At 64.6% G+C, this 23254-nt stretch carries 11 protein-coding genes; 3 read left to right on the top strand and 8 right to left on the bottom strand.

The features are described from left to right. Nucleotides 1-1011: 1011 nt before the first annotated feature. The 6 genes from AC3ENX_RS01825 to AC3ENX_RS01800 are packed head-to-tail and all read right to left on the bottom strand — an operon-like array spanning nt 1012 to nt 13538. Nucleotides 1012-4458: an SNF2-related protein gene (locus AC3ENX_RS01825; protein WP_434810133.1), complete on the bottom strand. Its 3447-nt coding sequence runs from the start codon at nt 4456-4458 to the stop codon at nt 1012-1014. Between the two features lie 4 nt (nt 4459-4462). Next, nucleotides 4463-6421 (bottom strand): DUF262 domain-containing protein, encoded by a 1959-nt coding sequence (locus AC3ENX_RS01820; protein ID WP_434810132.1) that lies wholly within the window; start codon nt 6419-6421, stop codon nt 4463-4465. Further along, on the bottom strand, nt 6378-10403 hold the full coding sequence (locus tag AC3ENX_RS01815) for an Eco57I restriction-modification methylase domain-containing protein (protein ID WP_434810131.1): 4026 nt from the start codon (nt 10401-10403) through the stop codon (nt 6378-6380). Before AC3ENX_RS01815 ends, AC3ENX_RS01820 begins: the two co-directional genes overlap by 44 nt. A 14-nt stretch (nt 10404-10417) precedes the next feature. Next, nucleotides 10418-11536, bottom strand: a complete 1119-nt coding sequence (locus AC3ENX_RS01810; RefSeq protein WP_434810130.1) for a hypothetical protein — start codon at nt 11534-11536, stop codon at nt 10418-10420. Further along, nucleotides 11536-12132 carry a hypothetical protein gene (locus AC3ENX_RS01805; RefSeq protein ID WP_434810129.1) on the bottom strand — a complete coding sequence of 199 codons (597 nt, stop codon included), beginning with the start codon at nt 12130-12132 and terminating at the stop codon, nt 11536-11538. The genes AC3ENX_RS01810 and AC3ENX_RS01805 overlap by 1 nt, the downstream gene beginning before the upstream one ends. After that, nucleotides 12132-13538, bottom strand: coding sequence for a hypothetical protein (locus tag AC3ENX_RS01800; RefSeq protein ID WP_434810128.1), 1407 nt, complete (start codon nt 13536-13538; stop codon nt 12132-12134). Before AC3ENX_RS01800 ends, AC3ENX_RS01805 begins: the two co-directional genes overlap by 1 nt. A 282-nt stretch (nt 13539-13820) precedes the next feature. Between AC3ENX_RS01800 and AC3ENX_RS01795 the strand changes: the two genes are divergently transcribed. Further along, nucleotides 13821-14828 (top strand): sigma factor-like helix-turn-helix DNA-binding protein, encoded by a 1008-nt coding sequence (locus tag AC3ENX_RS01795; RefSeq protein WP_434810127.1) that lies wholly within the window; start codon nt 13821-13823, stop codon nt 14826-14828. Nucleotides 14829-14855: 27 nt separating this feature from the next. Here the strand turns inward: AC3ENX_RS01795 and AC3ENX_RS01790 are convergent, their stop codons facing one another. Beyond that, complete coding sequence (locus AC3ENX_RS01790) at nt 14856-15206, bottom strand: hypothetical protein (protein ID WP_434810126.1); 351 nt, start codon at nt 15204-15206, stop codon at nt 14856-14858. Nucleotides 15207-15671: 465 nt separating this feature from the next. On the opposite strand from AC3ENX_RS01790, the gene AC3ENX_RS01785 reads away from it, so the two are divergent. Beyond that, a complete protein-coding gene (locus tag AC3ENX_RS01785; RefSeq protein WP_434810125.1) occupies nt 15672-17912 on the top strand; it encodes a nucleotide exchange factor GrpE in 2241 nt (746 codons plus the stop codon). Between the two features lie 24 nt (nt 17913-17936). After that, nucleotides 17937-19586, top strand: a complete 1650-nt coding sequence (locus tag AC3ENX_RS01780; RefSeq protein WP_434810124.1) for an Hsp70 family protein — start codon at nt 17937-17939, stop codon at nt 19584-19586. 3 nt (nt 19587-19589) lie between these two features. On the opposite strand, the gene AC3ENX_RS01775 is transcribed toward AC3ENX_RS01780, so the two are convergent. Further along, nucleotides 19590-23225: a DEAD/DEAH box helicase gene (locus AC3ENX_RS01775; protein ID WP_434810123.1), complete on the bottom strand. Its 3636-nt coding sequence runs from the start codon at nt 23223-23225 to the stop codon at nt 19590-19592. Nucleotides 23226-23254: the final 29 nt, after the last annotated feature.

The following is a 23254-nucleotide window of genomic DNA, read 5'->3' as shown; positions in this document are numbered from 1 at the left end:
CGTGGAAGGATGCCTCGCCTGCTTGACGCCCGCGCAGGTCAGCCGCCTCGCGCGCGAGAGCGGTGATTGAAGGATGATTCGGCCGCACGAACGATGCGAGAAGAGATCGCGCGAGCCCGCTGCCGCGCACCCGCCCTTGCCGTGCCCGAAGCGGATCCCCACGCCAGTTCCACAAGTCGCGCGGCTGAACGTCGACGGCTTCGTCGATACGAGCGACCGGTTGATCCTCAACCTCGAGAACGATCTCGCAAATGGCGCCGCGCCGGTCATCGACCTGCGACATCACTCTTGCTGACAGAGGTACGCACACGTCGCGGACTCGAACGGCGCCCGCCGGCAGCTCGCCATCGTGCACAACCGTGGTCCCAAACACGATGTCTGCATCGCGAAGCGTCACTGTGAGCCGAGCGTGTTCCGCGGGTTCCGCGAGCTCGACGACGACATCGGCGATCTGCGGGATGCGAGCATTGGCCGAAGCCCACGACCACTCCGGACTGATGTCCGCACGCAGTCGCGCGATCGTGGCGGGCTGCGGGACCGAAGGGGCCTCGGTATCCGGCGCTGTCGAATCCGTGACCACCTCAACGGCGGCAGGCTCCGTCGAGGGCGCGTCGACCTCGGATCGGGCAGAAGGCGACGCCGGCACGACTGTCCGGTACCAATGCTCGCGGGCACGCTCAAGGCATTCATCGATGAACCGCGCGCTCTCGAGTTCGCGCGCCGCAGTTCCATGGATCACGATCTCGTAGGAACCGTCGAGCCAGGACTCATCGATCGACTGAACGAAGGGCAACGCGCGCGCCACATCGACGTCGCCAAGGAACGGCAGGACCCGCAGTTCATCGCCCTCGACTTCAGCGAAGGCGAAGGTGCTCTGCGACTCCTCGAGAGCCATCCATCCGCGCGCGTCATCGCTGACCACGTCGACTTGACCGGGGCGCGAAGCCCCGAACTCGAACACGCGGAGCGCGAGCTCCGGGTTCACATTCCCTGTCACGCGCTCCGCCTCGGTCACTGGTCTCCCTCAGCGCTTCCCGAAACCGCCATCCAGGCGATCAAGCGAATGTCGTCGAGCTCGATTACGGGCAGAGGCTCCACCTTCGCCGCCGGCTGGATGCCGAACTCGTCGAGCACACCGATGATCCGGTCGACCTTCTCGGCGTTCGTGCCGCTTTCCTGCAGCACGTTGCGCATGCGGTTCTTCGCCTTGGTGCTGGGCACGGAGTTCAACCGTCGCAGCACCTCTCCCTGCCTCGCCGCACCAAGGTGCTGTCCATGCCGGAGCACGAGACCGGATGCCTCACGGAATGCCCGCGGAATCGCGCCGGCGATCGCATTGGGGTCCGTGCTTCGCATCCACTCAAGGTGCGCGTCTTCGCGAGCGACTGCCCATGCCTCGTACGCGCCGCGGAACGCTTGGTCCGTGAGTTCGCGCTCCCGGTCGGGCCGCCCGGGGTCAGCTGAGTCAAGCGAGCGCAGCGTGTCGTCCTCCACCCGCAGATTGCCGTCTTCATCCACGGCCACGTTCCAGGCGGGGTCCGCGTAGACGTTGCGGAACCACACGCGTGATTCGCCTCCCTCGCCCATGCGCATGCAGAACACATAGACGTTCTCGGCGGCCTTCGGGTTCACGAATCCGCTGCCAACGCCGTGCGGAAGGTCCTCCAGCTGTCCACGCAACGCAGGGTCCGCGGCGAGCGCGTTCGACAGCCGACGTCGATACTCCTCGCCGGATCCAGCGGCCGAACCGCCGCCCTCGTTGACCAGCACCTCGATCTCGTGCGCGATCAGGTCGGGATCGTAGTGATCCCTCGGAGCGAATGCCGACACTCCGGGCAGGACAACTCCCGTGCCCACGGCTGCATCCGCTTGCTTGAGCTTGCGGGTGAGCGTCTCTTCGAGGTGCAGGAACTCATCGAGATGCTCGGCGGGGAAGAAGACACCGAGATGGATCTCAGGATGCTGACTGCCGATGCGATCGACACGTCCGTGTCGCTGAACAATGCGCATGGGGTTCCACGGCAGGTCGTAGTTGATGATCTCGGCCGCCTGCTGCAGGTTCACGCCCTCGGCGAGGACATCCGTGGTGAGAAGGATGTCGTACTTGTCCGCGTCGCGCGGGTTGCCCTCGTCATCCAACCGGCCCGCTGTACGCGGGGCGAATCCGGCGATCGCCGCGGCTCGCGCGATCTGGCTCACTCCACCGGTCTTGCCCGAGGCGTACTCACCGATGATTGCAGGGGCGAGCCGGCCTCGGTAGGGCGCCAACGGGTGCTCGTCGCCAATGTTGTCGAGTGTCTCGGCGAGTCGATTGTGAACATCGCGGATCGTGTCGGCATACGTCGAGAAGATGATGACCTTGCGTCGGTCCTCGGACGAGATACCCCGCGGGCTGACCGGCGCTGCTGCACTGGCAATCACACCGAGCTCGTCGAACAGCCGCTGCGCCTTCGGCTCCTGGCCGTGCGCGGCGTCGAGCGCCAAGCCTCGCAGCTCACGAATGAGCGTGAGATCTCGCTCGACATCGTCACGCAGGAGGTCAGCGTGGAAGTCGGATGCGGGGGTTGCCTGGTGTTCTGCGTCGGAGTCGAGCCCCTCGACGATCTCGTCGAGGTCTTCCGATTCGGAGTTGACGTAGTCGCGCAGGGCACCTCCGATCAGCACGTATCCCTTGTCGAGCGCCGAGAGGAAGGACTCGTGCGTGGCGATGAGCACTCCGAGCGTGCTCGCGAGCGCTCGGGGCGAGGACTCGAGACGCTTGAGCAGCGCGGATCGCAGAAGTCCCATGTTCGTGACCTGGGTGCCGTCAAGCTGCTCCGACTTGAGGTAGGCGCTCGGCGCATAGCGCGAGAGCAGCAGCCGGCGGTCGTCGGCGCGGCGCACGGTGAAGGACGCCGCGTGCGCTTCCGCCTCAGGGATGTGGAGCCCGTATGTGACGGCGTCCACCAGGGCTTCGCCGGGCGCGTCGAGTTCGTAGTCGACCCGGCGAACCACCGCATCGGGGAACTCGACGGCGATCTTCTTGCCCCCGGGCCCGGCGATGGTCTCGCCGCGATAGTTCTCCTTCACGAAGCGCCGCGTGCGTCGCACCGCGACCTGGTCCATGAGGTCGAACAGATGGCCCGGAGTGAGAGCGTCCGGGTCGAGCTTCTGCGCGTGCCTGATGTACTGACGAATGGACGGGATACCGATCGAGGCGAATCGCGCGTCGTCACGGATGAAGTACTTGACGAGCGTCTCGAGGTCGATGAGCGAGTTGTTGACGGGGGTCGCCGTGAGCAGCACGACCTTCTTCGGATGCTTGCCCGCGAGGATGATCTTGTCGAGCGCTTCTGAGCGAGCGGCGCTGGCGTTGCGCAGGTTGTGCGCCTCATCGACGATGATGAGGGCGGCATCTTCCGCACTGTCGGCGAACTCGTCGTGCCGCGGGTCGTCCGGGTTCATCCGGTTGCGGATCTCTTCGTAGGAGTACGCCTTGACGCGTCGGCTGAGGTCATAGCGATCCAGGATGGGCTCCCACACACTCGACTTGAGCGCGGCCGGTGCGGCGATCAGAACGCGCTGGCGACGTTCCTCGGAAGCGGCGGCGATGACTTCGAGAGCGAGGTATGTCTTGCCGAGACCGACCTCATCCGCGACGAGCACACCGCCGATCTCGTCGAGAAGCCGCTTCATGCGCTTCACGCCATCAGCCTGGAACCGGGTGAGCTCGAAACGCGTCGGCCCCGGCTTCTCTTCGTCGAGGTGAGCGCCATAGCGCTCCCACAGCATTCGAAGGAACACCGTCCAGGGCGTGTGAGGCGCCCAGAGCGACTCATAGAGAGCCGCAAGGTCGTAGTCCTCGGCATCGGCCCAGCACTCCTCAAACCAGTCGATCACCTGAGGGGTCGACCCGTGCGTGCCCGATGCACCGACATTCAGCTCGGCGTTGCGCGTGAGACCGGCGAGTGTGAGGTTGCTGGATCCAGCGAGGAACGCCGGGTGCGTGGGATGCTGACTGATGAAGGCCTTTCCGTGAAGGAACCCGCCCGTGAAGCGACGGATCTCGACGACGGGCTCGCCCTTCTCATCCGCAGCGCGCAGCCACGAGACCAACCGCTGTGCGGAAGACGTAGCTTTCAGGTCAAACCCGAGAGAATCCCGCTCGGCCTTGAGCCAGCTGTCGTGATCTGCCAGTGCCGATCGCAGCCGGTGCGTGGCGGTCTGGTCGGGTTCGAGACGGATCTGAGGATCGGGAATGGGTTCCGCTCCGAGAAGGATGCGGATGCGCGGAAGCCTCTCGAGCTCATCCGCCAGGAGGAGAAAGCCTGCGGGATTGAGGTATGCAGTGGCGATCGCGGCACTCGGAGGTACGGCGAGCGCATCACGATTCACGCGGAAGAGTCGGCTGATCTCCTCGCCGACCGTCATCTGCGGCGCGATCCGATTGGTCGCGAAGACGGGAAGCTGCTCTGTCACTCTCTCAGCCCTTCTCTGCCCGTGCACGTTCGTACTCTTGCGCCTGGATGGCGGTGTCGGGTCCCGGCCAGATAGCGATGATGTCGTCCGTGAGCGCTTTCGACCGCGCAACGATGTCATCCTCAGTCCACTCAGCTGCGTGGTCGTCGACGATCTCCTTGTTGAGGACCAGCAGGCTGAACGACTGCAGCAAGGCGCGCTTTCCCCTGCCCGCCTGCCCTCCCTGGCTCATGCCCTCCGCCGCAGCGTCGGTCCACGGACGATTCGACAGCGAGCTGTTGAGCGATTGCGTCGTCAATGTCAGGTTCCCGAGCCGGTTCACGCGATGATCGCGCTTCTGCGCGGCCTCCTGGTCGAGCTTCGGGTCGGAGTCCCAGTTCGATCGCCACTCCTGCGGCATCACATGCTCGATGGACAGACCGCTCGGGACGGGGACGCTCTCGTGCATAGGGGTGAGCGACCGCCGGTGGTGTTCGATCTCTCCGAGCACTGCCCGCAATCGGGACTGCTTGATCTGTCCGTAGATCTTCAGTGTCGGGAGCATCTCCGCGAGCTCCTCATCGGAGGGCCAGAAGCGCGAGTCAGCCGTCTGGGCTGACAGGTAACGGTGAAGTGTCTGCCCGGACTCGGCGGGGTCGACGGCGGCGAGTTCCTTGAGGATGGCGATCATCAGCCGGTTGACGTCCTTCGACGTCAGGCGCAGTAGAGTCCGGCGGATTGCCCAGCTCGAGAGTGCTTCGAGCCCGAGCGCAACCTGTTGGTCTGGGATGCCGTGATTCTCGGAGATGAACCAGAGGAAGACCGGCATCGTGGCGGCGAGCTCCATCGCCTCGATGACCTGGATTCGGAATCGACCCGCAGCCGTGGCCGCCTCGAGCGCAGCAAGGTTGCGATAGGTGTCGGCGTCGGCGCGCAGTTCGCGGAGGAAGGACTCGGCGCTGTCGACGTCCTTCATGCGGCTCGACGCGTAGTCGGTGAAGAGGCGGAAGACCAGGTCGGATTTCACCTCGTCGAGGGTGCGCATTGTCAGCCAGTACTGAAGGAAGATGTCGACTCTCGAGCGCACGAGACGACCTTGAGCGATCTCTGCGCGCCACCACTCGGTGTCGAAGTCATCCCAAACGTTCGAGGCCCAATAATCGACATCCGCGCCGATCTTCTTGCCCTCGCGGAACACCCAGTTCTTGATCAAATCTGCCTTGAGGAGCGGCGTGCCCCGATCGTTGAGCGTCTCGAAAATCAACTGGGAGTCATCCTCTTCGCTCAAGTCGATCGTGATGAACATGAGTCGACGCGAGAGCGTCTCGCAGAGCTCGGCTGCGCGCATTGCCTCGTCCCCTGGAGGAAGCTCTCCCATCTCATCCGGCGCCCCAGACACCCAGCGCTCGACCTCGGCTACAAAGAATCGGTGCGCCTTCACTATCTGGTGCGAGGTATCTGCCGGCGCACCCGTCGGATCCATCGCACTCTCAAACGCGGATCGGTCAGCACGCGATGGCCAGAGCTTGAACCGCTCCGGCGTGCCCTTATAGCGCGGCTGGCTATTGAGGATGAGATCGCTCAAGACCTCAGACTCGTCTTCGAGCGCTCGCTCCGCCATGACCTGCTCGGCGGCGTCGAGCAGGATCTGCAGCGTTGTCAACCTCTGCTGCCCATCGATGACGTCGTAGTGGTCGATCCCCGCGGCGCGCGCTTCTGTCAGCTCAAACACGACCGCGCCGAGAAAGTGCGACGCAGTAGGCGTGCGCTTGTCGTCGTCAGTACGGATGTGACTCTCGGCAACACGCACGATGTCGTCCCAGAGCGGCGCCCACTGCTCTTCCTCGTTCCATACGTACGGGCGCTGGTAGGGCGGAATCTCGTAGTGGACCTTGCTGTCGAAAAGGTCCTTCGCGCTGGCCTTGTCTGGCTTCACCATGTCAGCGGTCCTTCCATGCGGCGTAGTGCGCGAGCACAGCGTCAAGGCGAGGTTGATAGTCCCATCCGCGGTGGAATGTCTTGAAGATGTGCTTCACCTGGTCCTCCGTAAGGCCGTATAGCAGAGAGACGAGGGCGTCAAGTTCGGCGATCAGATCGGACCTAGTTGGCGCATCGTTCGCGGTGCCAACTTCGACCCCGACCTCATTGGCCCACGTGCGGTATCGCTCATCGACGGCTGCGAGACGCCCAGCAATTTCGACCACCCTGCGTGCCCAGAGCGATCCGTCCGGTCGCGACGGTACGGGAAGCGCGTTGAAGATGTGCAGGTTCATGTGCAGCTCGACATACTTGCGGGCATACCAATCGAGCGGAACTGTCGACAGCACCGCCAGCAAATATGCTTCGGCACGCGCGTCGCCGTCGTATCGGAATACGTACGGAGCTGCATTTGTCAGGAGCGTATTCGGCGGAACAAGTGCGGCGATGCTTGTTCGCGTGTTCGTCGCATTCGTTACGTCCCGGAACGCGATCCGCGGGGATCGAAACGGGAGCGTCGCAGGGTCCGATGACCAGGTCGACCCCTTCCCAAAGAACGCCGACGACTTGAGCCCCACCTGACGCTGGCGCTTGGCCTGAAGTGCGGCCTCGACCGTGGCGGGAGCCGACCATGCGTACACTTCGGTGGTCTCAGGGGTCCACAGGTCGAAGCCCGCACCGCCACGAACTGGTAGCTTGCCGGGCGCGAATTCTCCGTCGTCGAATGTCGAACGATCGTTTGTGGCATGGAACTCAGCGACCGGTCGGAAGTCCCACCCCGTCCGCCGTGAATCCAGACGAGGCGAGGTCCGCAACTGCGCGAATACCTCGACGCTTGCCGGATCTGGAAGGTTCGGCAGCGCCGCCGTACCACTAGCTGCCGTGAGCGCTTCGAACGTCAGCTCACCGAGCCCGTCTCTTTGGCCGATGAACTCCGATTCTGAGTAGAACGGCCCGGCCATTCGGATGATCCCCCCGGTGCGTTCAGCCCTTTGGATGGCGCTAAGCGCGAAGGAGTATCGCCCATCGACATTCTCAAATACCCAGTTCCCGCTGTTCGTGAGCGTCACGACTTCGGTGATCGCTCGCGGCATGACCGCAGCACGCCAACGTCCATTGCCTGCGGCATTCATGAGAGAGCGCGGAGTCACCAGGGCAAGAACTCCCCCGTCCCTCAACAACTGCCAGAATCGCCATGCGAACGCCTGGTAAAGGTCCACATCCCCAGTGCCGAGTCCCGGATACGGCCCTGACAGCAGGACCTTTCGCAACGCGTCGACCGCATCGACCTCGCGCTGTAGCTCAGCAAGCAGATCTGCCCGATCGACACGCAGCCGCGCGATCTCGGCCTTCAGCTCAGCGGGCTTGAGTCCAAGAAGCCCAGGACGAACGCGGAGCCAGAATTTCGGCTCCTCAACCATGACCTCTTCCCAAGGGGGGTTGCCTACCAGCACATCGAAGCCCGCGTTGTCGCGCAGAAATACCTCGGGGAAGAGATACGGCATGTGTGCGGGGCTCAGCCGAGTGGCGGTATCCGCCACTGCCGGGTTCGAGACGAGGTCGTCGAGATCGTCGGTCGTGAGGATCGCTTGCGCCGGCACATCCCCGATCCGGACCGCGACTGCTGCGTCGAAGATGCGGCGCACCGTCTCACTCGCTTCCTTCGCTTCTGCGAGGAGCTTGGCACCGGCTTCTACCTCCGACTTGTCGGCCTCGCTTGCGGCAGCGAAGTCAGCCAGTCGGGTTTTAGCGCGGGCAAGCTCGTCGAGAATCACGTCGTCGAAGAACGTCCCCTGACCGGGAGCGCGCTTCGGGTCGAGAGCGTCGAGCGCCTCTTCGATCGTGCCGATGCCAGTCAGAGAGTTGCCGAGCACGAGTCCGTGGTCGAGGCTCGACATCGGGAGTCCCGGAACGAACGTGTGGATCCACAGCGCGAGACGCGAGAGCTCGACGGCGAGCGGGTTGATGTCGAGTCCGTAGATGCAGCGGCGCGCGACCTGGCGGCGAAGCAGCTGGGCCTCGGTGATCGCCCCGGCCGCTTCGACGTCATCGCCGAGCGCCTCTCGCGCCTTGTCGGCGAGGCGCGCCAGCTCGGCACGGACGCGCGGCATATCGGTGACGGTGAGGAAGTCGCGCATCCCCCGCTCGATCTTGTCGACGGCGGCCACGAGGAAGTGGGCGGAGCCCATGGCGAGGTCTGCGACGCGGAAGTCCCAGAAGAGATTCGCGGCCTCGCGCTCCTTGCCCTCCTCAACCAGTACCTTGACTTTCTGGAGGTGCGCGCCGAGCGCGGGTTCGACCGAGCGCTCGATCAGGTGGTCGACGACGATCTTCGGAGTGAAGTACGACCCGGTCGCCTTCCGCTCCCCCGATGCCGAGTGGAAGTACGGAGTGCCCGCGAGTGCCGAGATCGCATCGCCCTCCTTCGCAGGCACGAAGGCGCCCTTTGCGTCAACCGTCAGGTTCACCTCGGCAAGCGACAATGACGACTCCAGCAGTCCCTCGTAGATCGTGCCGAACTCGCGCACCTGCAATGACCGGAAATCGACGGGTCCGCGGGTTCCGTCCTCGGTTACTTCGGTGAGCATCGCCTGAAGTGCAGGACCAAGAACCGAGTCGGGTAGCGAGAGCTTCGTCAGGAGCTCCCCTTCCTCGGTCGCAGGGTCGAACAGACTCCCTCCGTAGGCGGGCACCTCCCACTGCTTGTTGCCGTTGAAGATCGCATCCCAGACCTGCACGAGGTCGAGCCAGACCGAGGAAGACGAACCGAACTCGCCGGCATCCGTATCCAGGTTCTCTTTCACGAACTTCTGCAACGAATTCGCGTCGTAGTTGGGGTTGCGACCTGCGGGCAGGAGCTCGCTGTCTTCGCCATAGGCCTGGAAGAGGATCCGGAAGAGGATCCGAAGTGTCAGGGCGTAGGCGACCTTCAGCCCGTCCGCGTCGATCCGAAGCCCCAACTGCGGCAAACGCTGCGCGATGGCGATCGAGAGCGCAGGAACCACGCCCTCGTAAACACGATCGCGAAGGTTCGCCCCCAGCTCGGCCGCGTAGCGTCCGGAGCCGTCCAGGATCTGGTCGGCGGACCCGCCCTTCTCAAGCGCGTCAGCCGAGAAAATTAGCGGGAGCAGTGCGGAGAAGGTCGGGTCGAGGAGCGCCAGATCGAGCTCGAAGTAGGTCTCCGACTGACCGCGCTGGCCGACACCGACCCCGTCACGCCCGGGGTACAGTCGCAACGTCGATTGGCGCATGACGACCAGCCACGGCACCTCCTCACGGCCCGCCAGCTCCAGACCATGCGCGACCGGGGACAGCTGATACGCCGGGCTCTTCTGGTCGAAGTTCTCGCTCTCGTCCAGCAGCACCGCGATGGCGCGTCGAGAGCCAGAAGCGGCACGGAGCACCAGCGCGCTCCCCGACGCATTGCTCACCGGGTCGGCGGTGAAGCCCAGCGCTGAGATGAGTTCCTTGCCCTGCTTGGATAGCATCGGCTCCGCTGCTGCCTGCGACGCAGCCCAGTCGGCGCGCCGCGGGACGTTCACCCGAAGGTGGTAGCTCGCGAACAGGAACTGGTTCGAGAAACCGACCGCCTCGCCCGAGCTGAGGGCCCGCTCGACGGTGTTCAGGCGAACCTGCGCAGCCATCACGTTCGGCTCGTCGAGCACCGACTGCAGCTGCCGCGTCGCAGACCCCACCGGTGCGGGGCCGAGCACATCACCCGAGCCGGGGTATACCCAAGCTGACTCGCCCTGCACCGCGACGACCAGCACGGGCATCGCCGTGTTCGCGCCGCGTGTCTTCCACGCGGCATCCATGAGCGCCTTCGTCGGCCGCGCAGTCGCTGTCGCGACCGCGACCTGCACCTCGCCCACGTCGCCCGTGTCGTCCTGACCGAAGACCACCTCGACCGGCGTCAAGCCTTCGGGCAGCTTCGTCGTCCATGGAATTGTGCGCGCGCCAGTGAGCTGCACCGCTGCTCCCCCAGTCATCTACTCGATCTCTCCTAGCCCAGGTGACCCGGGAACCACGTCTTCGGTGTCGCGACTGCGATGCGCGACGTTCCGGTCTCGTCGAGGTACAGCACGTCGCCGTAGTTGGTCACACGGATGGTACCCCCAGGCTCCATCACTCCGACCACGGCGTCCTCGATCTCACGCGCCTGCGCGGCGCACTCCGCTCCCACCGTATCGCTGAGGAACGCTCCCGAATCGATGTCGACGAGCCTGTCGTCGCGGACGTCGTAGAACCTCTTCACCAGGAATCCCCGGGCGGTCTCCCCCGCGGGATCCTCGCCCGTGTAGCCGAGGAGGCGCTCCTGTCCTTCGACGAAACCGCCGATTGCGCCATCGGACGCGACCCACAGGTCACCGAGCGGACGAGGAGAGGTCCACTGGCGCACCTTCTCGCGGAGGTCGCCGGCGATCTCGTTGCGAAGCGAAGCCCCCGTCGAGATGTCGACCACGTCGCGAGTCTTGGTCACGCGGACACGCCGGTCGGGGAGGTCGCCTCGCCAACGTGAGCCGATCGGCGGCCGGGGCTCGTCCGCCAACGGTTCAAGCGGGATCTCAGCCGGCGGCTCGGCCGCGTCAGAGACCATGGGATTCGCGATAACGGCCGGATCCTCGGCGCCTGCCGCCTGGTACTGACCCGTGCGGATCCGATCGATCCGCTTGATCATGCGAGTTGCCGGACCCGCAACCCCCATCGAAGACTTGGCTCCGAAGTCACGGAGGTATTCGGCAGCCTCCCTCAGCTGCAGCGCCGTCGGCTCGTCACCGAAATGCATCCATGTGTTGCGGATGTCCATGAGCTTCTTCGACAGATTCAGCAGCTCGAGGGTGGCGGGTATCACGTCTCGATACACGCTCTCAGGAGCGAGCCGGAACTCCTTGAGGAAGAAGCTCGGGTCTGCCGGCGACAGCCTGCCCCTGACGTGGACCGGGTCCTCCGCCTTGCGCCGCGCGACGTACTCCTCGAACCACCGCGCACCGTACGTCGGTGAGAGCGTCGCGTGGCTCCGGTTTGCGAACTCGAGCCCAAATCCCCGCATGAGCGAGAAGTAGCCCTTCATCACCTCGCCGTAGGTGTCGCGCTCGGGGTACTCCACTACATATGCACCCATCAGTGAAACGCCTCCACTCCACCCTCACGGCCGAAGCCCTTCATGATCGGGATCACCCGTGTAATCGCGAATGCGGCGAAGACGGCTTCGAGCCCATCCTCCGCCACCGCGAAAGCGGGGTGCTCGCGGTACTGGCGGGGCTGCGGCCTCAGGTCTTCATATGCCCCGACCCGAGCGCCGTGAGACAACAGGAGGTCGGCAGCATCCGTGCCCGCCAGTTCACTCAGCTCCTCCCAGGTGACCGACGCGAGCGACGGGTAGCCGCGATCACCGTACTTGAGGGTGCGCAGCAACGCCACTCGCGTGCCGGCGCCGGCATCGGTGAGCGTCATGCGCCCAGCAGCCTCAAGCCGGCGATACGCGTCCGGGCCGGCGAGGAAGTCGAGGGGCTGGACGTCGGCAGAGCCGTCGTCCCACACCGCGCATCCGATCGTCATCCGCAGCCCGTCGCTCGACTCGATGACGGCCTCGCGAAGCTTGCCGTTCTGCTCGGCGCCGCCGCGCCCGGCTGAAACCGGGACGCCGCGGAAGTCGACATCCTGGCCGCGCATGGTGATCGCGACCAGGCCGACGTTGAACTCGATGTCGTCAGTCATCAGGCGGCCTCCCCCGTGTTCGCCGCGAGCAGCAGCGTCGTGTACGTGTCACGCACCATGGTGTACGCAGGCCCCGACTTTCCGACCTTCTGCGGGTCGAAGTCACCCATCTGCATAATGCCCTTGAAGCGCTTCGCGATTTCGTCGAGGTTGTCGTTGAGGAACTCCGTCGGGTCGGTCTTCCACGCTATCGTGCCGTCCTCGCGCCGCTCGAGCAGCGCCGACAGACCGTACACGAGCGGGACGATGAAGCCCTCCGGGCTCGCGTACTTCGCATCCTGGTTGGTGAACCGGGTCTTGTGAGGAGCCTTCGCGTTGGCGGGGTTCATCTTGCTCACCGCAGTGATGCGGCCGTACTTGCCGTCGTTCTTGTTATAGGCATCCGGGAACTTGCGATAGATCAGCTCATACAGCTCCGGAATCTGACCGGCGACGGCGAGCGCGCTGAACACGGGGACGTTGTGGAGCTCAGCGACGGCGCCATGCTCCTTGGTGACCACCGGCGAGCTCATCAGGCGCTCGAACCGCACCACGCAGTCGCCCTTATTGCGGTAGAGGTTCTGCGGAAGAGGTGCGCCGACGGGCTTGCCGTCGTCGGCCGCCGGCATCGGATCCAGCATCCCGAGCGGAATCCAGGCGAGAGCGACGATGTCGGCCACCTTGATCGGCTTGGGGTCGCCCTGCTGCCACTCGACGCGCTCGCTGATGTAGGACGGCAGCGTCTGCTTGAGATCGTCGAAGTATCCGCGCTTGTTGGCCTTCGCCTCGACCTTCAGCTGCACGTTGTTGTTGCGCGCCGCGCAGATGTCGAGGAGAGACGCCTCGAACTCCTCGGTGACGACCTCGTCGTCGGGGTCCGAAGGCACGATGAGCTCGACGGGGATGAGGAAGTCGAGGTCTGTGGTTCCGCCGTCGCGCACCTTGGCCCGCAGGGCATCCACGGCCTCGGCCTGCTCGTGCCACAGGGTACGGAAGTCGTCCCACACCTTGACCTTCTTGATCGCAGCGTCCGGCACGCCCGCCTTGGCGAGAACATGGAGGCCGATCGCCAGCGTGTTGTGGCCGCCGTCGAGGATGCCCTCGATCTTGCGCTTCTCGAAGTTCACGCCGATGCGCTCACGGTCGAGCCGGCGATAGCTCGACGCACCGAGGAGGATGCCCTTCGTCTTGAAGGGAAACTCGCTCGGGGTGTTCTCGATCGACTCGCGGATCGCGGCAGTGACCTGCCCCACCTTCGAGGAGCGCGGGTTCGCCTCCAGGTCGATCACATCGATGACGGGCACGAAGTGCCGCGCCGGAACGAAACCCGAGAACCGGGTGATCCGCTCGACGGTCTGCTCGACGAGCTTCTCGAACTTGATGACCGCGTGGAACGCGGAAAAGGTCGTTGCGTCAGTGGTGTTCATTGCTCGTCCTCTTTCGTTGAGGAGAGCCTCTGGAACAGAAAAGCCGGCTCGAGGCCGGCCTGCGCTGCTGCGAGTCGATGGTGACTCTCCAGAAGCCCTGCCGGGTTTCTTGTGTGGTGACGCGGCTCCGTCCGGAGTCGCCATGTGGTGCTTTCCGCCGGGCGTTTCGGCCCGACGAGTTGAGCATGACACACACAGCGCTCAATGCACAAGTAGTATTTTGCTCTGCGCATAGTCTATGGTGATGCCAGACGTTATCGACCAACCCGAAAGCAGCACGCGATGAATACCCTCAAACCGATCACCGATCGCAATCAGCGCATCCTCGACCGGTACGCGGATGGCGCGACATTGCAGGAGATCGGCGCGGAGCTTGGCGTGACGCGCGAACGAGTGCGTCAGATTGTCGTCAAGCTCGGTGGAGCCAACGCCGAGGCATCCCGCGCTGCGCGCCAGGCCGCGAAAGACGCGGAGGCCGGGCGTAGGCGCGACTCGTTCCTCGACCACTTCGGCGAGATCGCGTCTGAGCTCGCGCACCAAGGGTTCACGCGCACCGAATCCATCTCGCGGCTTGCGGTGCTGTTCCCGGCCATGGATGTGGATCTGGCGGAAGACGCGCTCCGAGAGTCGGACATCGTCTTCGATCAGAACAACGACGCCGACATCTTCTCCAACGTGGCCCTCGAGGCGGGCGTGTGGTTTCTGCTCAGCGCCGAACTTCGACTCAAGCCCGATCACGCGTGGGCCGCCGCGAACCTTTCCCAGGACCTGCTGGACGAGCTCGGAACGCACCTCGTCGAAGCCTCGGTGACGCGCGAAGAACTCGCGACGATTCTGGCGCGGATCGGCGCAGCTCAGCGTGCGGCGCTCGAAGATCCGACTCTTACGATCACCGGCGCTCGCTACAACGAGCTGCGAGGCGAGTTGCTCGACGCCATGGGATTGACCTCCGCCAAGGGCGCTAAGCCATGGCCGCCCACTCGTCAGACGATCCAGAAGCGCTATGACGGTTGGAACGATGCGCTCGCATCCATGGGTCTCGCGACGGCGAAGAAGGGTCGACAGAAGGGGCTCCTCACCTTCACCGAGGAGGACTACGCGCAGTCGATCACCGACTTCATCGCCGACGCCACGGCGTCCGGCACCCAGCAGACATTCGCGAACTACGACAAGTGGGTCAAGAAGCAGGGTGCGGCCGGCATCCGTCGCCCCTCGCCGGCATCAATCCGCAACTTCTACGGCGCCTGGCTCACGGCGCTTCGGAGGGCATCGCGGTCCGTGCCGGCCTAACCGGGGCCAAGCAACCGACGGGGCCGTCTACTTGGCCGCTGCGGCCGCACCCTTGAGCACCTCTAGATCGGAGCGCAGCGCCTGGAGAACGGAGCGGGTGACTGCGACGACTCGCGAGGGCGCGTCGAGAAGCGCCCAGACAATGTCTGACGTCGGCCGCGCGATCGCTTCGCTGATCTCGAAGACCGACATTCCGTTCAGGTACATTTCGTCGACCGCGTCGAACGCGGCGTCAGGTTCGAGCACCATCGTGCTCTCGCTGGCGGCATCCACGCCATCGTCGGGGACTCCGAGCAGGTGGAAGCCGATCCGGTGAGCCGCAATCCTCGGAGTGACGGTGACCGCGCGTGCGATCGAGGCGACGTCCAACCCGACCATGTACAGACTGACAAGCGCATAATCACGCGCTACCGCGTCGAGTGCGGCTGTCGACTCGAGCCGCCCCACCGCACTTTCGGCCGCAGAATCTGACTCGCCTGGCGTCGCTGCCGCGGCGACACCGGGGCTGTCGCCCGGCTCCGCTGAAGGCGCAGGCACGGCTTGCTCTGGGATTGCAGGACCGACGACGATCGCAGGCTCATCGCCGCGGCCGCCGTCGTCAGCCGGCGGCGCACTCGACGATCCGGCGAGGTGGAGAACTCCCCCGAGCGGCGCTGCACCGAGGAGCGCACCGTCATATCCCTCAGCCCGAAGCATTGCCCGCGCGTCTGCCTCGCTTGACGTCATGCAAGCGACCTCGCCAACACGGCCGTCGACGTCGACGGTCTCGAAGACGAATAGCTGGCGCATCAGGACTCCACTCTCGCAGATTCCCAGAAGACGGCGGAATCGTAGACTCGATCCGTGTCTGACAAGCCGCTCGTCGTCTTCGCCCGTCGTGATCCGTCTCGCGTCGGCAGACTCCTGTCGAAACCCGGAAAATCCCTCGACGTGCGGTGGGAGGACGGCTCGACCGAGACCGTCGTCTCGGGCGAGTTTCTTCAAGCGCCGCTCGGAAGCTCGCGATTCATCCAGCATGTTGTGCCCGAGCGTTGGCAGGAGCTGTGGTCGCAGGACGAATCAGCCGCCGATGTGCTTGTGGTGATGCTCGCGGAACAGCCGAGCTCGATGGAGTGGACCGACCTTCGCAAGAAGGCAACCGACCTGCTCCCGCGCGGCGCGATCGATCAGAAGCGATGGGATCGGCTTCGCGGCCGTCTGCGGAAGCGAATCGGTCTCGGGCCTGGACCCGCGTCGAAATTGCGTCTCGGGCCCGACGTCGAGGTCCCCTCTCTCCTCCCGGCGGATTGGCGGGACCGTTGGGGTCACGTCCTGAACGACGACGCGAGTCCGAACCAGGCAGGCGATCCAGAAGTCACTGCAGTGGCGCCTGCCGTCGAGCAGAGCGGCGCCGATGACGCCCGCGATGCGGACGCTGACCGCAAGGACGAACCCGACGCGGTGTCGGTTCCTTTGACGGGCACGTCGGCGCCGACGGCCGATTCGCCTGCCGATGCTGAGTCGAGCGACGAGTCCGTCGCGACCCAGACCAAGCCCACACGGAAACGCTCCCGCAAACGGCGTGCGTCGGGCACGGACGACACATCAGCGGAGCCCGCGGCTCCGGAGACTGTTCCCGCCCGTACGTCTCGCCCTGCATCCGAGGTGCTCGCGGAGCTCAAGAAGGCGACAACCGACGGAGACGCGCGCGAAGGTCTCCTGCGAGAGTTGCGGTCGACGGATGTGAGCCCGCTCGACGCCTTTGCCGCTGAACTCGTCTTCGGCGGGAGCGTTGCGAGCGGCCTGGCCAAGACACTCTTCGATCAGCCCGCCGAACAGCTGCGACCGCTGACACTCTCCGCTCAGTCGGTTCGCGCCGCACTCGGCAAGCTTGACGCCGCTGACCGTCGCAGGGCTTGCACGTCGCTGCTCCTCACCGCGGACCTGCTGTCCAAGGATTTGCTTGCTGAGTGGGTCACTGATGAAGAGAGCGTCAGCGTCCTGAATGCGCTGTCACGGCGCATCCGCGATCTGTCGTCGACGGAGCGCCGAACAGCGCTCCCACACTATGTTCGAGTCGTGCTAGCGCTGGCCGAGAGCGCACCACATGATCGCCTCCTCGAGGCGAGCCCGGTACTAGCGCTTCTTGCAGAGAGCAGCCCCGAATGCACACCTGCCGCGGATAGCCTCGCTCACGCGATGGCGCGTGCCTTGCGGAAGCACGCCGCACCCGTCGAGTCGCTCGCTGCGACGAAGGAGCCCCTGTCGCTCCTGCCGCTCACCGCCGAGAGCGGCCGGTTCCGGTTCCTCGTTGCATTGCCCGCCGCCGATCCTGCGACCTCATCCGAAGGTTGGCTGCGGGGCGTGGGCGCAGACGACCTTCTTGCTCTCCCAGATTCGGAAGCATCTCGGCTCACCCGAGTCGATTCGTGGCGAGCGCGGATTGGCGAGATTTCCGAGGAAGCAGTCGCGTCGGCCTCAACCCGTAGTCGACTGCTGCGCTTACTGTCCGTGAGAGCCGTCGCGACAACTGTCGACCCCGCCATCGCGGTGTCCGCGATTCGCCGCGTTGCAGGTGTCGATACTTCGGTGATGGCGTGGCTTAACGGACTGATTGAACGCGAGCAGATCGAGGGGCTGAGAGGCGAAGTTGCACAACTCGAGAATGCGGTCGAGGCCGCCTCTAGTGAACTCGCCGCCCAACGTGCGCGAGCCAACCAGGCGACCGAACGCGCGCAGGCCCTTCAGTCGCAGCTGACCGATGCCATCCAATCGCAAGGGACTGCCCACGATGCGGTGATCGTTCAGGCCGAGCGCGACGCGTACCGTGCGCTGGCACGCATCCTCGCGACTGTCGGAAGCGAAGCGCGCCGACTGGACGCGGATCAGTTGATCACGCGACTCCAGCAGCTCGTGAGGATTCAGGGAATCGAGCCGATCGGCGCAGCCGGCCAAGAACTCGCCTTTGATCCCGCGCTGCACGACGCGCCGGGCGGACGACCCGCCCCCGGTACCAGCGTTCATGTCGGACGGCCCGGGTACAAATGGATTCGCGAGGACGCTGAAGAAGTCCTCGTGAAAGCGCTGGTCGCGGTCGATCAATAGGCTCAGGAACTGGGGACTTCATCAATGGGTGACATCGTTGGGGTGGATTTTGGAACGTCCACGTCACTTCTGGCGGTGTCGACCGCCCGTGGCGCACAGACACTCCCGATCGGCCAGACCAACAAGTGGATCCCATCCATCGCGGGCCTCAGTGGAACGACGTGGTCTGTCGGCGACGACGCCGCGAACCTCGACGAACCCTCGATCGTCCGTTCCATCAAGCGGGCGATCACGGACAATCGGGAGCTCGTCACCCTTTCAGACGGCGCCCGCACGACGATCCTCAAGGCGGACGATGTCATTCGCGACATCCTCGGCGAGATCGTGCAGCGCGCGGCGTACAACGCCGTCTCGGTCTCGGACGAATCCGCAACAGTTCGGCTCGGGTGCCCCGCGATGTGGACGGGCCCGCAGCGGAAGCGTCTCATCGAACTCGCGAACGACGCGGGCGTCCCCGTCAGAGACTCGACGCTCGTCGATGAACCGATCGCCGCCGGCGTCGCGTGGATCAACGGGCAGCTCGCCAAGGGCAATCGACTCGACGGCAAGGTGCTCGTGTACGACATGGGCGGCGGAACCCTCGACATCGCTATCCTGCGAGTCAAGGCGAACGCCGCCGCGTTGTCGAGCCGCGCAGACATCGCCGTGCAGGCCGCGAACGGTAACGAGATCGCGGGTGACCTCGTCGATCGGACGCTGCTTGAAACCTTGAAGACGCGTCTTGCGGAGGCTGGATTCGACGCCGATGCGCCGGGCCATGGCACGGATCTGGCGGGCTGGCTGCTGCGCGCCACTCGCGAAGCCAAGGTTCAACTGTCGACCCTCCACGAGACGATCGTCGTGGTTCCGCATCCCCGAATCTCGATCCCAGCCGTGGAGCTCCGCCGAGAAGACGTCGCCGAGGCGATCGAGCCGCTGTTGAGGCGGTCGATGGATCGTGTGTGGGAAGTCGCGCGCGCTGCTCTCATGAGCCAAGTCGCCGGCTCCACCGAGGCGCAGACGCTCACTCCCGAGCAGGCCCGCCGCCTTGGTGAGGACGACCTCAAGGACGGCATCGGATACGTGCTGCTTGCCGGAGGCATGTCACATGTCCCGGCCGTTGGCGAGTTCCTGGGCGAGGTGTTCGGGCACGACCGCATCTACCGTGACGGCGACCCTGAAGAGTTGATCGTCCGCGGCCTCGGAGCCGATGAAGCATACGAAAGCCTCAACCTGCACCGACCCGGATTCGACTTCGTACTCGAGTGGACCGATCAGACAGGGACGCACGAGCGCGCTGTGTACGAGGCCTACACGCCTTTCTACGACCGCCTGCAGGTGCTGTCGACCGGCAGCGTTAAGTACATGCGACGCTTCAACGCCGACCAACGGCTCCCTCGTCATGGGAAGGGACTCGTGCGAGCGCGATCCGTTTCCGGCGAGACGATCCCACTGACGATCGATGGCGAGCACGTGGAAGGCATCCCGTTCGACTTCGGAGCGGATCCGAACGCGCACATGAGCATCGAGCCGAATGGTCGCGTTCACCTGCGTGATGGGTTCGGCCGTGTCTCCGAGTGGTTCATCGCTCGCTGGCCAGTCATCAAGGGTCGCGGGAACGAGGCCGTGCATATCACGCGCACGCGCGAGGCCTCCGCGCAGAAGGAGTGGTACTACGACCGCTCCGGGGACTGACCGCTAGGCGAAGACCTCGAGGACGGCGACCTGGCTGTGCGAGAGGACCAGGTTGCGCTTGGGCTCCAGTTCCTGTCGGACGGCGTCGAGCTCTGCCTGCAGGCCGCGGAGCCGGCCCTCATGAAGGCGGATGATCCTGTGATCGCTTCGTTTCGCCGCCATCTCCTGAAGTATCCGATTCTCGTTGTCGATCTTGATCTTGAGTGTGTGCTCCTGCGAGCGGATGCGGGCATCGACCATGGCTTCGTTGTCGGCCGCGCGCACAGTGCGGGCGGCACTGATCCGTTCGCCTTCGATCCGCGACAACACGCCGAGATGCGCGCGCAGCCGCTGGGGCCGGTCCTCTGCCGAAGGGTCCGCCAGTTCACCCTCGGCGAGTGCACGCAGGACACCCTCCTCGACAGCCTCGTCGCGTTCGCGCGACTCGAGGTTGACCGCGGTGACCCAGAGCTCGCGGGTGTTTGAGAGCCCGGTCCCCTCGACAAGCGTCACCAGCGCGAGGAACGCCCTTCGACCGCCCGACAATGCAACCCGGCCGAATTGCGGCCTCGAGAGCGGTTCACCGGCAAGCTCCGCAACCGCGAGACGGATAAGAGGGTGGCGCGCGCTGATGAGGTCGACGTCCGGCAGCTCGACGGGGCGATACGAAGCCCTCACCGGATCGCCGTCCCGAAGGCGCCAGAAGAGGTCAGCCCCGAGCGAGGATCCGGCGGTGGCGTTTGATACCGCCCTGCGAAGCGCCACGGTCAGCTCAGGCGTTCCCGTGATCGTGACAATGCCCTCGGACTCTCGCGAAATCCGACCCCCGTGCTTCGAAACGATGAACTCCAGCAGCGAGCGGACTTCGCTCGCTCCGATGTAGCGGCCCGAGGTGGGGCCGGAATCGGTGAGGCCGTCGATCTCGACGGAGCCCATCGAGGCGAGAAGCCCACTGTTCTCTTCGAGCTTCTTCACATCCGCCCGGTTGCGCGCGACGGCCTGTGCCTGGCGCTCGAGTTCACGCTCGCGTTGCTCGGGCGAAAGTGTGACGTCCAGAACATTCCGCTCAATCTCCTGCATCGTCTGCCGCATGATCGGCTCGAGGTCTCCGATCGACTCTGTGAACAGATCGATGCGGCTGTACAGCCGGCCGATGATGTCGGTCTCGATGGTGCCGGGGATCGACATGTTGAAGATGAAGATCTTGGGACTCTGCTGGAGGATTCGGTCGAGACGGCCGATTCGCTGCTCGACCTGCATCGGATTCCATGGAAGGTCGTAGTTCACGAGCACATTGCAGAACTGGAAGTCGAGGCCCTCAGACCCGACTTGGTTCGCAATGAGGATGTCGAAGGTTCCGCCGCGGAACCGCTCGATGACCGCTTCCCGGTCGCGCATGGGCACGCCGCCGTGCAGGTACTCAGTCCTGAACTCCCGACCGAGCTGCTCCGTGAGGTACTCCACCGTCCCGCGGAAGTACGAGAAGATCAGCACGCGGGGCATCACTCCTGCGGGCTGGTTGCCGCTCGAGTCGCGCAGCTGCCTGAGCTTCGCGCGAAGTGCTTCGAGCTTCGAGTCGCGGCTGAGCGAGGGGACGGCACTCTGCCACTCTGGAAGTCCCGCCGTGGCATCAGTCGTGGGGCCTGCGACGTCGGCCTCAGGAGTTGAGTCATCCTCCCAGTACTCAGAATCTCTCTCGTCTGCGCCGAGCCAGCCCGCCTTCCTGAGCATGCGATCGCGTGCCACGGGCAAACAGCTCGTCGCCTGGCGCAGCGGCATCTGCATGATGAATCCGAGTGGCATGCGCGAACGTCGTGCGCGCTCGAGGTAAAAGCTCTCGATCTCGTCGTAGAGGTCTCTCTCCATGCCGGTCCACTCGACTTCGATGTTGTCGACGACGCGGAGCGCCTTTTCGTCCTGAACGTCGACTTTCCGCGTTCGGTTGAGAACGCTTCCGAGCGTGTTCAGATCCGCGACGAGGCGCTTCACCGACGTCACCTGCTCGGCGTCGAACCCGTCGGAGGCCGCGAGGATCTGGCGCAGCCGGGCGAAGTCCGAACGGCGACTGAGGGCGTCTCCGTGAGCCATCTCGGGGATCTGGTCGAGGAGGGCAAGTGCGTTCCTTTTCGAGCGCGTGCCTGGGTCGGAGACCTCGCGCGCGATCCGGTTCAAGTTGCGGTTGGGTTCCAGCTGCGCGGCGAACACCTCGCCGTCAGGGAATGCGTCTGCGTCGAGAAGGTGCATCAGATTGAAGAGGTCATGAGAGCCGAGGTTCAGCGGCGTCGCCGTCAGGAGCAGCAGATGGTCCGCCTGATCCGAGAGGATGTCTCCCACGACGGACGTCCGCGTGTTCCGATTCCGAAGGCTGTGAGCCTCATCGACAATGGCCACATCGAACCGCGGCCTGAGCGTGATCAGTTCTTCAAGGATCTCGCGGTACGTCCGAAGCGACTCGAGCGAGACGATTCCGACGAGATCCGGGTCCCTCCCCTGGCGCAGTTCGGTGACGAATTCTGCGAGCTCGGGCTTGCCGAGGACCTTGAGCGGACGCATGAATCGGTCGCGCATCTCTCGCTGCCACTTGACGGTGAGTGAGCTCGGCACGACGATCAGTCCTCGTCGGATCGGTGACCGTTGCTCCAGCTCGGTCCAGATCAGTCCCGCCTCAATCGTCTTGCCGAGACCCACTTCATCCGCAATCAGGATGCGTCCGGTCGATCCCGAGAGGATCTTCAACGCAGGGAGGAACTGGTAGGGCTTGAAGATCGTCCGGGTCGCGGCAAACGAGTAGAGGAAGTCTGTCAGCGGATGATTCAACTTGATCCACGACAAGGTTCGCGCAATGACGTGAGCCGTTGCCGGCTCTTGATCAAGCCAGAACTCAGGGCTGCGCGGGTCGCCGCTTAGCTTGCGAAGGTCGGCCTCGGAATAGCTCTGGAGAGTCCCGGCGACGTCGACCGTGATCGTGTACCCGGACGCGTCGCGTCGCACATTCACCACCCGGCCGATCTTCTTCCGGCCAACGATCTCGACGACATCGTCGATGGTGAAAGTCGACGCCCCGAGGAATTGCCCAGACGTGTGCCAGTGGTCGTCGTATACGTCGAACGCAGCGGCAAGGTGGCTGTGGTCGTAGTCGATGCGTCCGGTCGCTGGCGACGTTGAATCCTTCGCGCCCCGAACCACGATCAGCGCGAGACCCTCGACAGAGTCGAGCACGGCATAGGTTCCGTTATGCAGCTTTCGAGCAGCTGAGGGGACCTGGGCAATCCGAGTCTCGGCGCCGAGGAGCGACTCGACATATCGGGCGGTGTCATCCGTCGCGGGGCCGACGACGAGAACTCGCGCGACGTCCTTCCCCAGGCTCGAGGCATTGATGTCCGATGGCCAATACGCCAAGTCGTCCTGTGAACCGAGCATCCGGCCGCTCCCCTGCGTCTTCGGTCGTTCGCGTCGAATGCTATCAACGTCGTAGTCGGCTCTCCGAATGGCGTCACCCTGGAGACCGCGTCGCGCACGCGACGCCGCCCAAGACGAAATGATGCTCTCTGAATAATGCTGCTTGCGCTTTGCGCGCTTCTTGGCTATGCTCCAAGCATAATCACTCGCGCACCCAAAGCATAGGACGCGGGTGGGACTTGCACAGTGTTGGCTCGACATCTGCTCGCTCGCATTCAGTGAGGCGAGCC

The organism is Microbacterium sp. bgisy189 (assembly GCF_057707225.1).
The sequence above is the reverse complement of the archived record's forward strand: the minus strand, read 5'-3'. Positions and strand labels throughout refer to the sequence as shown.